At 60.0% G+C, this 12444-nt stretch carries 10 protein-coding genes and 6 tRNA genes; 5 read left to right on the forward strand and 11 right to left on the reverse strand.

Annotated elements, in window-relative coordinates; translation table 11 throughout:
- Positions 1-28 precede the first annotated feature (28 nt).
- From L7A15_RS03845 to L7A15_RS03885, 9 genes are all read right to left on the reverse strand, one after another.
- Entirely contained in the window at positions 29-1672 is a 1644-nt protein-coding gene (locus L7A15_RS03845) for a hypothetical protein (protein WP_237212299.1), read from the reverse strand.
- An 88-nt stretch (positions 1673-1760) separates the two neighbouring features.
- The gene (locus L7A15_RS03850) at positions 1761-2555 is read right to left on the reverse strand and encodes an MOSC N-terminal beta barrel domain-containing protein (RefSeq protein ID WP_237212300.1); all 795 of its coding nucleotides are present in this window, start codon (positions 2553-2555) and stop codon (positions 1761-1763) included.
- 660 nt (positions 2556-3215) lie between these two features.
- Positions 3216-3287 (reverse strand) — tRNA-Val (locus L7A15_RS03855).
- Between the two features lies 1 nt (position 3288).
- Positions 3289-3362, reverse strand: a tRNA-Cys gene (locus L7A15_RS03860).
- Between the two features lie 47 nt (positions 3363-3409).
- Positions 3410-3482: transfer RNA gene (locus tag L7A15_RS03865), tRNA-Gly, on the reverse strand.
- Between the two features lie 49 nt (positions 3483-3531).
- The gene (locus tag L7A15_RS03870; RefSeq protein ID WP_237212301.1) at positions 3532-5196 is read right to left on the reverse strand and encodes an ABC-F family ATP-binding cassette domain-containing protein; all 1665 of its coding nucleotides are present in this window, start codon (positions 5194-5196) and stop codon (positions 3532-3534) included.
- Between the two features lie 207 nt (positions 5197-5403).
- Positions 5404-5479: transfer RNA gene (locus L7A15_RS03875), tRNA-Gly, on the reverse strand.
- 19 nt (positions 5480-5498) lie between these two features.
- Positions 5499-5570, reverse strand: a tRNA-Val gene (locus L7A15_RS03880).
- 23 nt (positions 5571-5593) lie between these two features.
- Positions 5594-5666: transfer RNA gene (locus L7A15_RS03885), tRNA-Gly, on the reverse strand.
- A gap of 228 nt (positions 5667-5894) precedes the next feature.
- On the opposite strand from L7A15_RS03885, the gene L7A15_RS03890 reads away from it, so the two are divergent.
- Positions 5895-6464, forward strand: coding sequence for a GNAT family N-acetyltransferase (locus L7A15_RS03890; RefSeq protein ID WP_237218499.1), 570 nt, complete (start codon positions 5895-5897; stop codon positions 6462-6464).
- A gap of 260 nt (positions 6465-6724) precedes the next feature.
- Here L7A15_RS03890 and zapE read toward each other — a convergent pair whose 3' ends face one another.
- On the reverse strand, positions 6725-7786 hold the full coding sequence (gene zapE / locus L7A15_RS03895) for a cell division protein ZapE (protein WP_237208326.1): 1062 nt from the start codon (positions 7784-7786) through the stop codon (positions 6725-6727).
- Between the two features lie 221 nt (positions 7787-8007).
- On the opposite strand from zapE, the gene ybaK reads away from it, so the two are divergent.
- The gene (gene ybaK, locus L7A15_RS03900; RefSeq protein WP_237208327.1) at positions 8008-8505 is read left to right on the forward strand and encodes a Cys-tRNA(Pro) deacylase; all 498 of its coding nucleotides are present in this window, start codon (positions 8008-8010) and stop codon (positions 8503-8505) included.
- A 78-nt stretch (positions 8506-8583) separates the two neighbouring features.
- Here the strand turns inward: ybaK and L7A15_RS03905 are convergent, their stop codons facing one another.
- A complete protein-coding gene (locus L7A15_RS03905) occupies positions 8584-9888 on the reverse strand; it encodes an alpha/beta hydrolase family protein (RefSeq protein WP_237191619.1) in 1305 nt (434 codons plus the stop codon).
- A 163-nt stretch (positions 9889-10051) separates the two neighbouring features.
- Here L7A15_RS03905 and msrB point away from each other — a divergent pair, with 163 nt between their 5' ends.
- The 3 genes from msrB (at position 10052) to L7A15_RS03920 (ending at position 12392) form a co-directional block, all read left to right on the forward strand.
- Positions 10052-10495, forward strand: coding sequence for a peptide-methionine (R)-S-oxide reductase MsrB (gene msrB / locus L7A15_RS03910; protein WP_237208328.1), 444 nt, complete (start codon positions 10052-10054; stop codon positions 10493-10495).
- Positions 10496-10591: 96 nt separating this feature from the next.
- On the forward strand, positions 10592-11863 hold the full coding sequence (locus L7A15_RS03915) for an HRDC domain-containing protein (protein WP_237208329.1): 1272 nt from the start codon (positions 10592-10594) through the stop codon (positions 11861-11863).
- A gap of 43 nt (positions 11864-11906) precedes the next feature.
- A complete protein-coding gene (locus L7A15_RS03920) occupies positions 11907-12392 on the forward strand; it encodes a Rieske (2Fe-2S) protein (protein ID WP_237208330.1) in 486 nt (161 codons plus the stop codon).
- Positions 12393-12444: the final 52 nt, after the last annotated feature.

The raw sequence follows: 12444 nt of genomic DNA on the forward strand, positions 1-12444 counted from the left end.
ACCGTTCCGTAACCGGGAACACAGAGTATTACCAGATGTCTACGCCAGCTAGGGCAAAGGTGGTGTCTCCTCCCTGGAGGGTGATGCCGGTGAGGGTTGCCCCACGCAAATCCTGGGGTAGGGCCAGGCGGACGGTCGAGGGCATGTAGTAGCCGTCGCTGTAGTCGGTTACCCGGCTGGCGAGCGCCGGGTGCGTCCCGCTGATGGTGGTGGTGAAGTCCCCGCGGTCAGTGGTCAGGGTGACGGTGAGCCCTTGCTCCTTGGACGGCGCACCTAGGGGTAGAACGTGAAGGGCCAGACCGTCCGCGGCTGGCCAGGTACCGCTGATACTCGTTTCTGTGAACGCCAAGACTGGCACAGTTGATTCGGCAACCCCGGCTTCAGGTTCGTCGCAGGGTCCGGCAGGTGTTGCCACCACGTTTTCGGCCAGGACGCACACCTGCCCACCGGTTGCCTCCAGGTCGGTTGCCGCTAGGCGGGTCACCGAGAAACCTGGCGTAGCAGCCAACCAGCGGACGTCCAAACCCGTGACCTGTTCGGGGAAAAGTATCGGTGGGGTTGCGGAGCTCTCCGTCACCAAGGTTGAGACGTCGTTGGAGCTCTTGGTGCGGGCCTGGGTTCCTGCAGTTGGCATGATCTGGCCGAACCATCCGAGGGCGGTCTCGGTGAGGGCTTGCTCGTGGGTGGCGGCGTCCCGGCAATCCAGCACATCACAGCCAATGCGGTCGTCCGTGCCAGCAACCGACATGGCCCTGTTGATGTACATGTGCCCCAGCCCTTCAACACGTCCTTCATAGGCGGGGGCGGTCCGTTCCTGGCCCAGGTAGCGGGTCAGGTATCGGTTTCCAGCGCTTTTGACGTCGCTATCGAGTTCGCCGGTGAGGGCCAGGTAGGGCACATCGGGTAGGGGCTGGGCAAATTCGTCAGCTGTTTCGGTGGTGAAGTAGGGGCCAAACGCCATGACTCCTTTGAGCTTATCCCCCAGGAGTTCATTGGCGGCTGTAATCAAACCGGCAGACCGTGAGTGTACCAGCAAACCAACCTGGTCAGAATCAATCTGGGGCAGGTAGCTGGCTGTGCTATCTGACTCTAGTAGGGTCTGGACGACCTTGGTCCAGGCCTCGGCCTGGCTGTAGGGGGTGGTGGCGTCCACCCCGATGAAGGCCGGGGCCAGATCAGGAATCAGGACGGTGTACCCCTGGGCGGCTAAATCAGCTGCCAGGTAGTTCATGCCCCGGTTATACCGGATTTCTTCGGTTCCACCCGGGCAGGGGTAGGCATAGTTTTCACCGGTACAGCCAGGTGCACGGAGGTGGCTGACAATGATCAGGGGCTTAGGGCCGGACTGATTGTTTGAGGAGGCCAGGGTTCCCCGTACCGGCAGGCTAAAGTCGCCGACGCTAACGTTCCCAAGGTCAAGGTGGGCCATGATTATTTTGTCGTCCTTGGCCCACTCGATTGGCGCTATTGGGCGGTCATCAGCGGCGGTGGGGCCGTCCGCCCATTCAAATTCAACGGCTGGTGTGCCTGAAGGGGCCTGTACGTCCACCATCTGTTCGATGGTTGTTGTGCCTGTATTCTGAGCCTGGTGTACGTTGGGGTTGCTGCAGGCGGCTAGGGTCAGTGCGGATACCGCGAAGATGCCTGCTAGGGACGACCGGTTTACTAACATGCCAGAACCTTCTTCCTTGAGGGTTGTTGCCTTTATTATCCGCCAAATGAGGCCTTGAACCAACAGGGTGTAGGGGTTTTTGCCTTGTTCAGGGGCGGGTCGAGGAGGTGAGAGGTTCGGCGTAGATACCAGCGATAGGTTCACCCCTGTGGTTGCGGGGCCGGTAGGTAGAGAGCAGCTTCAGCAGCTTGGTGTCCCTCTGGCCGGTGGCAGGGTGGGCGTCGATGACGACGCAGCGGCCTATTCCCTTGCCCAGGGTGAGGGTGAGCCCTGTAAGCCGCTCTGGAGTATCTTGCCCGGGGTGGAGGGTGACGGTTCTCCCCTGCCAGCTCTCTTCGATGTAGGGGGTGTCGGTTTCGACAATGAGGTTGCAACGGAACCTGGCTGCCTGCTCTGGGGTAAAGTTTTGGCCGGTGGCTTGAGCGCGGTGGGCGATGTCAGCCAGGGTCGCGGTGCCGATGAGGGACAGGGCACCGGAGTAGATGAGGCTGGTTTTCGGGGCGTAGGCTAGCTGAACTTCTGTGCCCAGGTAGGTGCTGAGGGCGTCATTGACCTCGTGGGTGTAGGGGGCGAGTTCTTTAGGGCTTCCCCAGGAGGTGTAGCTACTGGTTGGCGTTTCTTCGAGGGCGGGGACGGTGTGGTTCCCGTGGCCGGGGATGTTGAGGGTGAGGTGGGTGGTGGGCCCGTCCTGGGTGAGGCGGGTGGTAACTGCCATGAGGCGGGGGTGGGCGACGGTGCGGAGGACAGTTTTGTTGCTGGGTTGGGTGAGGGCCCAGCGGCGGTTGGTAGTTATTCCGGACGGCGTGATGTCGGCGGATTTTTGGGCCTGGTGGCGGGCGCCTTTGAGGGGGCTAAATCCGAAGTGGGTAACGGTAAGGTGCATGGTTCTAGTGTTACACACCCCCTCCCCCACCTTTGGACCATCTCAGGCGCTTCTGACCACCTTTGGACCAGCCCAAGCCCACCCCGTCCTACCATTGGACCAGCCCAGGCCCACCCCGTCCGGCCATTGGACCACCCCAGGCCCACCTTTGGACCAGCCCGGGCGCCTCCTGCCCACATATGGACCGTCCCAAGCCCACCGCGTCCTACCATTGGACCAGCCCAAGCCCAGCCCAAACCCGTCCTGCCCATGTTTGGACCATAAAAAAGTCAGCAAACCTATATTTGGACCACCTCAAAGTCAAAAAAGGGCAGGATATTGTTGATTTTTGACCTGAATATGGTCCAAATATGAGACATCTGAGCAGATACAGGTCCAATATCCGGGGGGCGGCTGAGCGAAGAGTAGGTGAGGCTGGCGGACGGGACGAGGCGGGCAACGGATCTGGACGGAGCGTGTAACGGGACGGGGCGAGATAAATAACGGACAGGGGTGAGGCGGGCAACAGTCCAGGCCGAGGCAGGTAACGGGACGGAACGAGTAACTGACCTGGACGGAGCGGCTAACGGGCCAGCCCGAGGCAAATAACGGGCCGGGGGGGTAATTGGTGCCTCATGAAAACAAAAGGCCCCCTAGCCGAAGCTAGGGAGCCTTTTTCTGTGCGCGATACTGGGATCGAACCAGTGACCCCTTCCATGTCAAGGAAGTGCGCTACCGCTGCGCCAATCGCGCGTGGAGGTGAGGACGGGATTCGAACCCGCGTACACGGTTTTGCAGACCGTTGCCTAACCACTCGACCACCCCACCACACGCTCAGACCGTGGCCTGAGTTGCGAAAACTGTGTTTTCGAGAGAGCGGTTGACGAGACTTGAACTCGCGACATCCACCTTGGCAAGGTGGTGCTCTACCAACTGAGCTACAACCGCAACTCGAATAACTATACACAAGTGTAGGTGGTCTTTCAACCTGGCGAAACTATTGCAGATGCACTTCTTGCCAGTCACTTAACTTGGAAAGAAGGTACCGGTCATGAGTTGCGACAACAACACTCGACTGGGTTCCCCTGAGATGGGGTATAAGTTGGTCGAGCAGGGTCATTGATAGGTGGTTGGTCGGCTCATCGAGCAGCAGGACGTGAGGACGTTGAGCTATAGTGACTGCCAGGTGTAGTCTCCTTTGCTGGCCAGCGGAAAGCTGCCCAACACGGGTGGTACGCGCTTCGGTGGCCAGTAAACCCAGGCTTTCTAGAGTCGGTGTGTCCGGATACTCCGCGTAGGTACCTGTTTGAATGAGGCTCTGCCGATACACATCTTCTGGGGTTAGCTCTGGGTTCCACTGGGGCACCTCTTGCGACAGCAGGGCTATCTTCATCTCAGGAGCTACGGTCACACTTCCGCTTGTGGGGGCCAGCTCCCCTGCCAGCATGGAAATCAAGGTTGATTTACCGGTCCCGTTTCCTCCGGTCACCACGATTTTTTGCCCGGTCCTTAGCGATAAGCTAACGCCATGGGCGCTGCGCCCCAGATATGCGATATCGCTAGCTTCAAGCAATAGCTTTTCTTTCTCAATTCGCACCTCTGGGTACTGCAGAATACTCGGTGGTTCAGGAACTTCAATGCGATAGCTTTCCAGCTCGTTGAGACGTTGCTTGAACGCTTTGACGTGGCCAGCAGCTCGCGTAGCTCGCTGATGCTTTCCCGTCCCCTTGGGCGGCCGCCACCCTGTGTGCAACCTAGCCCCTGCCTCTTCAACCGCCTGTTTCAGTTCTTCTGTGCGGTTGACGTGGTCTTGGTAGGTTTTCTCCCACGCAATACGGTCTTTTCGTTTTCCCTTCTGCCACCCTTTGTAGCCACCAGAGTAGACCTGGGGCACCCCTTGTAATGACGGGTCAAGATCGCAGAAAGTCTGCGCAACATCAATCAGGAGTTGCCGGTCATGGCTGACTACCGCAAATCCGCTCTTTAGCTCCTGCAGGGACTGAGTCAGGAATTCAATCGACTCTCTATCTAAATGATTGGTTGGTTCATCGAGTAGAAGTACATCTGCCCCTGCGCCGAGAAGCACAGCAAGCCTCACCCTGTACCTCTGGCCCACCGACAGGGTGCTAAGGTTTCGGGATCGGTCTGTACACGCTTTTAGTCCGTGGAGCGCTTGATCGATTTTTCTGTCAATATCCCATGCTTCCAGTGCACTAGCTTTTTCTAGCGCTTGAGCGTAGGCAGCCTCTGCACCCTCATGTCCAAGCGCGAGTAATTCTGATGCTCTATCGAGGTCTGCAAGTGCTGTGTGTGCATGCTGAGTGGATAGTTTGATGAGGTCGCCTACAGTTTGATGGTCGATCACTGCCATATCCTGCCCAACAAAAGCGATTGTCCCCTGAGATGCCACTTCACCCAGGTCAGGGTTTTCTAGGCCTGACAGTATTTTGAGCAGGGTGCTTTTCCCTGTACCGTTCTCTCCAACGACCGCCATCTTGGTATGTGCCGATATTGTCAGGTTTAAATCAGAGAACAGTAATTTTCCGCCTCTAGTGGCGGAGATATTTTCAGCCTTGATGTGTGCGGTGGCGGATGTTCCGCTCTGGTGAGTAACGAAGCCTAATGTTTGAGGTTCTTCGGGGTGACGTTTATTGTTTCGCATATTCTCTCTAGTCCGTTGAGGGTACGACTATGTACCCGTTCATCTGGGGTGATGGAACGGCGGCTGAAGAGATTGAACCCTAGGTGTAAGCCGCCTTTAGCGGCGGATCCAGGGCTTAGCGATAGCTGCTGCGAAATACATGGTGAACACTCTATCAAGTGGTAGATAACGATACAAAAGCCCCGGCTCATTGAACCGGGGTTTGATTGGAGCGGTTGACGAGACTTGAACTCGCGACATCCACCTTGGCAAGGTGGTGCTCTACCAACTGAGCTACAACCGCATAGACTGTAGTAGTCTTGTGCGCGATACTGGGATCGAACCAGTGACCCCTTCCATGTCAAGGAAGTGCGCTACCGCTGCGCCAATCGCGCTAGACACTCAAGTGAGTGTTGCGAGCGGTTGACGAGACTTGAACTCGCGACATCCACCTTGGCAAGGTGGTGCTCTACCAACTGAGCTACAACCGCAGATGTTTCTGTTCCTTGTGGGGAACCGAACCAACGAGTAAATACTTTACACGGTTTCGGCACTCTTGCCAAATCGGTGTTCCCCGCTCCGTTTGGCCGGTTTTTCCGCGTGTTTTCGCGGTTTTTCCCACCATACTCTTCTGTGGCTGAAAATTTTTCTTCTATGCCCTGCGCCACATTGGGTGGCGCGTAGACTGTAGGGAAGATTTCTATGTGTATGGAGTTGATATGCATCCCCAGTTGTTGGCTGAACGGTTTACTCTGCGTCCTTTGCGTGTTTCCGATGCTAGTCAGATGGCTGCAGCTTGCCAGGATCCGGACATTATTCGGTTTTGCCTTTCAGTGCCCCTGAACTATACGGAAGAGACTGCCCGTGATTTCGTTGCCTACACCCATCAGGCGGGTGCGAGCGGGCATGAGCTGGTGTGGGGTATTGATGCGAGCGGGGTTTTTGCCGGTGTGGTGAGCCTGTTTAACGTCACGGATTCGTCAGCTGAGGTTGGTTACTGGTTGGCTCCGGGTAGCCGGGGGCAGGGTTTGTTGACGGAGGCCCTGGGTATGGTGGTGGGCTTTGCCTTGGATCCGCAGGGCTTGGGCCTGGACCGGCTGAGTTGGAAGGCGCTTGCTGATAATGGGGCGTCTGAGCGGGTGGCTCGCAGGGTTGGGTTTACCGGGTTTCGGACGCTGGTGAAAAGCCAGCCGGGACGCCCGCTTGAGGACGGTTCCGCTCCCCTGCTTGATATGCGTGTCGCTGAGTTGACGCGGGTGCGTTGGGCTGAGCTGGGCTTCCCTGGCTAGGACCCTGCACAAGAAAGGGACGCCGGGGCGCACTTTCCTGCCTGTAGCAGGTGGGTGCGCCCCGGCGTCCTTGTTGTAGGCCTAATCGTCCAACATCCCCTCACGCGCTAGGGCTGTGAGGCGAGACGGAGTGAGCGGGATGAGCTCCCGTTTTCCGCGAAGCGAAATAGAAAACGGAGCGAATTGGCTGAGCCTGCGAAGCCTTAAATGAATCCGTAATAAGCCTGATCTAAGCCACTACTAGAGCGAACGGAGTGGTTTCACGCCGCCTTATCGTCGAGCATTCCTTCACGCGCCAGGGCTGTAAGGCGTGAAACCGCGCGGAAGTATTTTTTCTGGTATCCGCCGGTCATCATTTCTTCGGTGAAGACGCGGTCGAAGGGGACGCCGGAGGCGATGATGGGGAGGTCTTTGTCGTAGAGGCGGTCGGCGAGGACGACGAAGCGGAGGGCGACTGCTTGTTGGGTGATGGTGGTGACGTTGCGCCAGGCGATGGCGTCGAGGCCGTCGATGAATTGGCGGTAGCGGGAGGGGTGGACGCGGGAGAGGTGGTCGATGAGGGTTTCGAAGTCGTCGATGGCGACGGTGCCGAGTCCACCGAAACGACTATCAATCAGTGAGTCGAAATCAGCGTCTGCGACGGGTGCGGGGGCGGCGGGGAGGCCGCGGTGGCGGAAGTCTTCGCCGTCGACGCGCAGGACGTCGAATTGGTCGGCGAGGACTTGGATTTCGCGTTTGAAGTCGGCGGCGGCGAAGCGGCCTTCGCCGAGGGCGCCGGGCAGGGTGTTGGAGGTTGCGACGAGTTTGACGCCGGCTTCTGCTAGTTCGCGCATGAGGCGGGACATGAGGACGGTGTCGCCGGGGTCGTCGAGTTCAAATTCGTCGATACAGACGAGTTTGTAGCCGGAGAGGGCTTCGACGGTTTTGCGGAAGGTGAGGGCGCCAACGAGGTTGGTGTATTCGACGAAGGTGCCGAAGGCTTTGGGGCCGTCGACGGAATGCCAGAGGGAGGCGAGGAGGTGGGTTTTGCCGACGCCGAAGCCGCCGTCGAGGTAGAGGCCGGCTTTAGTGGCGTCCTTCTTTTTGCTGCCGCCGAAGAGTTTGCCGAAGAAGCCGCCGCCGCTGCTTGATCCGCCGCGGTTGATGGTTTCGCCGAAGGCTCGGAGGGCGTCGACGGCTGCCTGTTGGGAGGGCTGGGCGGGGTCGGGGCGGTAGGTGTCGAAGGATACTTCACCGAAGCGTTCTGAGGGGCGGAAGCCGGCGAGGAGTTCGTCGGCTGATACCTGGGGGGTGCGGTCGGTGAGGTGGGTGATGGTTGCCACGGGAGGTCTTTCTGTGGGCGCGCCTATGCGCTTGGGTTCCTGACATTCCTAGTGTAGTTGCTTGGGTGGGCGTTACCGAATGTTGCGGTTTGGGTGCTGGTGACCTTGAGGCGGTTGGGTTGTTCACACTTGGGGGTTTGGGGCGGACGGTGGCAGGTTGGTGGGGTGGGTTCGTTTTAGGCTGGTAGGTGTTCGTGTTCTGTGTGAAAGGTGGTTTTGGTTTGGCCAAAGCGAAGAAGAAGGCGGGGGCTGCTACTGCGGCGATTTCCCTGTTGCAGGAAACTGGTACGCCTTTTGAGGTGCGTGAGTATGAGCATGCGGAGGGTGAAACCAACTTTGGCCTGGAGGCTGCTGAGAAGTTGGGCCGCTCCCCCGAGCAGGTTTTTAAGACCCTGATGATTACCCATGAGAAGGATTTTGCGGTTTGTGTGGTGCCGGTGGGTGGCAAGTTGAATGTGAAGGCGGCAGCGGCTGCGCTGGGCTGGAAGTCAGCTAAGATGGCTGCCCCTGATGTGGCGGAGAAGCGCACCGGCTATGTGGTGGGTGGTATTTCTCCCCTGGGTCAGAAGACGGCCCACCCTACCCTGGTGGACGAAACCGCCCAGCTTTTTGACACGATTTTGGTGTCGGGCGGGCGTCGGGGCCTGGATGTTGAGCTGGCGGCTGATGACCTGGTGGCGCTGACCTCTGGGGCCTATGCCGATATTGCAGCCCCCTAGGTTTCACGCCCCCCGGGGGGCCTTCCCTGTGATAGCTGTTGAGGACGCACCTGCTGTGGCGGGTGCGTCCTTTTGGTGTTAGCCCTGGGGTTGGGGCCCTGCCAGGGTGTCGGTGAGCCAGCGGGTGACGGTGGTGGTCCACCGTTCGGGGTCGATGTTCCATTCTCGGGTGTGGGAGGCGCCGGTGAAGGGGACGAAATCGACCAGGGGGGAGAGTTCGGCCAGGCGGGCTGAGGGCTGATAGGGGACGAAGAGGTCGTCGGTGGAGTGCAGGATGAGGGTGGGGCGGGTGATGTCGTCTGCCCGGTGGGGCCAGGAGATCCGGGTGAGGTTGATGGGTTCTTTGAGGCCGGTGAAGCTGGTGAGGGCCGGGTGGCTGATCATTTTGACGCCGAGTTGGCCGATGGTGAGGGGGAGCTTGTTGAGGTGGGTGTGGTATTGGATCAGTTCGAGCCAGTCGAGGGCGGGGCCGTCGAGGACGAGGGCGCGGATGGCCCGCCGGTTTCGGGCGAGGTCGGCGGTTTGGAGGGAGATGGAGCCGCCCATGGACCAGCCGAAGAGGACGACGTCACGCGCCCCGTGGGTGAGGGCGTAGTCGATGGCGACGTCGACGTCGCGCCATTCGGTGAAGCCGAGGCCGTAGCGGCCGTCTTCGCTGGCGGGGGCTTCGCGGTCGTTGCGGTAGCTCATGTGGAGGCTGGTGAGGCCGAGGGCTTGGGTGGCGTCGAGGGCGCGGAGGGTTTCTGCGCGGGTGGCTCCCATGCCGTGGACCATGATGGCCCAGGTGGTGCTGGGGCGGGGTGCGTCCTGATCTGCCTGCGGGTGGGTGAGGGAGGCGTCGGGGTGGACGAGCCAGGCGGGGGCGGGCCCGACGGGCAGGTTGAGTTCAATGTCTTGGTAGGCGTAGCCTGCCTGGGCGGGGTCGGTGGCGACGACGCCGCTGATTCGCCCGCGTTTGATTCCGGTGATGTTGCCGTGGGGCACGGATTCGATGGTGCGGACGACGGTGTTGTCGGCTGGGGTGTAGTTGATGATGTCGCCGAGTACGGCGAAGCCGGCCCCTCCTGAGAAGTAGAAGCCGTAGCGTCCGGGGGCCCGGGTTTTGTCGGTTGCTTCTAGGCGGATGCTGGTGGGTTGTTGGCCTTCTGCGATGTCTACGGTGTCGTAGCCTAGCCCGTAGACGTGGGCGTCCTCGGCGGGGGCCCGGGGCGGGACGACGATTTTGCGGGCGAAGTGGGTGGCGATGGCAGCGGTGCCCAGGCCGGCGAGGATCCCGGCAGAGGCGAGGGCTGCCCCGGTGACGCCTGCGGCGGTTGCGAGGGTGAGGGTCTTGGCGGTCTGGGTGAGGGCGGGGGTGCCGGACGGGTGCTGCTGTGGTGCCATAGTTTTAAGTGTAGGCGAGATGGGGCTGGGGTGGAGTTTAACCGGCTGCGCCCCGGCTTGTAAGGGGCGGCGGGAATAAAGTTGCCTGCTGGGGCGCTCCAGCTGGTAAGACTAATAGTGTGGCGTGGGAGTTACCCGGGCCCTGGAAGGTAAGGAGTTGTGTATGAGTGAGCATGTGCCCGGTGTGGGCAGGATTGTGAAGGATTGGAAGGCTGTGCTGAATCCCCTGGAATACCAGGTTTTGCGGCAGGGCGGCACGGAGCGGGCCTTTACGGGCGAGTATTGGAATACGACGACCGAGGGGGTGTACTCGTGCCGGGCCTGCGGTACTGAGCTGTTCCGGTCGAGTGAGAAGTTTGAGAGTCATTGCGGCTGGCCCTCTTTCTTTGAGCCCTTGGCTGAGGACAGGGTGCGCTATATCGAGGATCGTTCACTGGGTATGGTGCGGGTTGAGGTGCGCTGTGCTGCCTGCGACTCCCACCTGGGGCATGTCTTTGAGGGTGAGGGGTACGGTACCCCCACCGACCTGCGCTATTGCATTAATTCGGTCTGCCTGACCCTGGAGGAGAAGCCGCTGGGCAGCAGCGAGCGCCCCGAGTCTGAGTAGGGGCCACCCCGGGGCCTGCGACCTGCGCCACTCTTCTACCGGGTGGGGGTGCTGGCATAATGGGGAGGTAAGTTTGTGCTATGAGGGAGATACACCGTGGGTCAGGCCCCTGAGAAGAAAACCGCAGGTCAGTCCAGCAAAAGCTGGGGTTTACCTGCTGGCGTGAGTATTCCTGAAGTGGTGACCCTGAGTGAGCCCGAGGGTGGTACTCCGTCCGTCATTAATACTGAGCGGGGCCTGTTGAGGGTTGCCGAGCTACTGGCTAAGCAGAGCGGGCCTGTTGCGGTTGACACTGAGCGGGCCTCGGGTATTCGCTATGGTCAGCGGGCTTTTTTGGTGCAGCTGAAGCGTGGCGATTCAGGGGTTATTTTGATTGACCCTGAGTGTTTTGAAGACCTCTCCCCCATTAACGAGGCCCTGGCTGGGGCTGAGTGGGTTCTTCATGCTGCGACCCAGGATTTGCCCTGCCTGGCTGATTTGGGGATGTACCCTGACGCTCTTTTTGATACGGAGCTGGGCGGTCGCCTGGCTGGTTTTGAGCGGGTTGGCCTGGGGTTCATGGTGGAACATTTGCTGGGGTACAAGCTAGCTAAGGAACATTCTGCGGTGGATTGGTCCCACCGGCCTCTCCCTGCGTCCTGGCTCAACTATGCGGCCCTGGATGTTGAGATTCTGCTTGATTTGCGGGACGCGGTGGAGGACGAGCTGCGGGCCCAGGGCAAGTTGGGTTTTGCCCTGGAGGAGTTTAGGTATGTGGTTGAGCACCCGCTCAGCGATGAGAAGCCTGATCCCTGGCGGAAGACGAAGGGGATTCGGGATGTGAAGACCCGCCGTCAGCTCACTGCCTTACGGAACCTCTGGTATGAGCGTGACCGGCTGGCCCAGGCGAAGGACGTAGCGCCGAAGCGTTTGTTGCCGGATTCCTCCCTCATTACTGCTGCCCGTCTGATGCCCCGGTCTGTTCCGGCTATCTTGCAGATTCCCGGTTTTCAGACCCGGGCTTTGAAGCGGGAGGCCCCGCGCTGGGTGAAGGCTATTGCTGAGGCTCGGAATACGGATGACCCGGTTCCTTTTACGACTCCGGCCTCCGGCCCTCCCCCCTTGAAGGCTTGGGAGGTAAAGCGGCCTGAGTCGGCGGAGCTGATTGCTGAGGCTAAGCCGGTGATTCTTGAGCTTGCTGAGCGGCTGGGTATGCCCCAGGAGAATCTCTTGACCCCGGACGTCCTGCGTCGTTTGTGCTGGGAGCCGCCTGCTGATGCGTCGGTGGCTGGCATTCAGACTGCCCTGGAAGCCCTGGAGGCCCGCCCCTGGCAGGTTGAACAGGTCGCAGGCCCCCTGGCTGCTGTGTTTGCGCGGGTGCGCGGTTAGTTTTTGTTCTTTAGCTTGCCGGAAGGCAGGAAGGTGGAGTTTTATGTGTACTTCATGTGGTTGTCAGGATCAGAAGCCTGAGTCGGTGGACGGGGTCGTCGGTGGGGTGTCCCGCCGTCACCTGGTTGCGGGGACGGCTGCCCTGGGGGCAGGTGCTGCCCTTTTGACGGCCTGCGGGGGTTCTACCTCTGGTGAGTCGCAGAGCCTCGTGGCTGAGGACGGACGCCCCTCCCAGCCCACTGACATGGTGGCGGCGGCTGATGTGCCCGTCGGGGGCGTGGTGAAAGCTACTGCCGGTGGTTTCTCGGTCATGGTGAGCCAGCCGGTGGAGGGCCAGTTCCATGCCTTTTCCTCGGTTTGCACCCATCAGGGTTGCCAGCTCAATGCTCTGAAGGACAAGTCCATGAGCTGCCCCTGCCATGCCTCCGTTTTCTCGCTTGAGGACGGCTCCGTTCAGGGTGGTCCTGCTGAGGCTCCCTTGCCCGAGTTTACGGTTGAGGTCAAGGACGGCCGTATCTGGGTGTCCTAGTTTCATCAACAAAAATCGCCCCTACCTGGTATGCAGGTAGGGGCGATTTTTG

Source organism: Rothia nasimurium (genome assembly GCF_928391935.1).
Taxonomy (GTDB): Bacteria; Actinomycetota; Actinomycetes; order Actinomycetales; family Micrococcaceae; genus Rothia; species Rothia nasimurium_D.

What these genes read in the sequence shown, in the direction of transcription:
- L7A15_RS03845 (WP_237212299.1), bottom strand. Translation starts at nt 1,672, where the DNA reads ATGTTAGTAAACCGGTCGTCCCTAGCAGGCATCTTCGCGGTATCCGCA.
- L7A15_RS03850 (WP_237212300.1), bottom strand. Translation starts at nt 2,555, where the DNA reads ATGCACCTTACCGTTACCCACTTCGGATTTAGCCCCCTCAAAGGCGCC.
- L7A15_RS03870 (WP_237212301.1), bottom strand. Translation starts at nt 5,196, where the DNA reads ATGCGAAACAATAAACGTCACCCCGAAGAACCTCAAACATTAGGCTTC.
- L7A15_RS03890 (WP_237218499.1), top strand. Translation starts at nt 5,895, where the DNA reads ATGCATCCCCAGTTGTTGGCTGAACGGTTTACTCTGCGTCCTTTGCGT.
- L7A15_RS03905 (WP_237191619.1), bottom strand. Translation starts at nt 9,888, where the DNA reads ATGGCACCACAGCAGCACCCGTCCGGCACCCCCGCCCTCACCCAGACC.
- msrB (WP_237208328.1), top strand. Translation starts at nt 10,052, where the DNA reads ATGAGTGAGCATGTGCCCGGTGTGGGCAGGATTGTGAAGGATTGGAAG.
- L7A15_RS03920 (WP_237208330.1), top strand. Translation starts at nt 11,907, where the DNA reads ATGTGTACTTCATGTGGTTGTCAGGATCAGAAGCCTGAGTCGGTGGAC.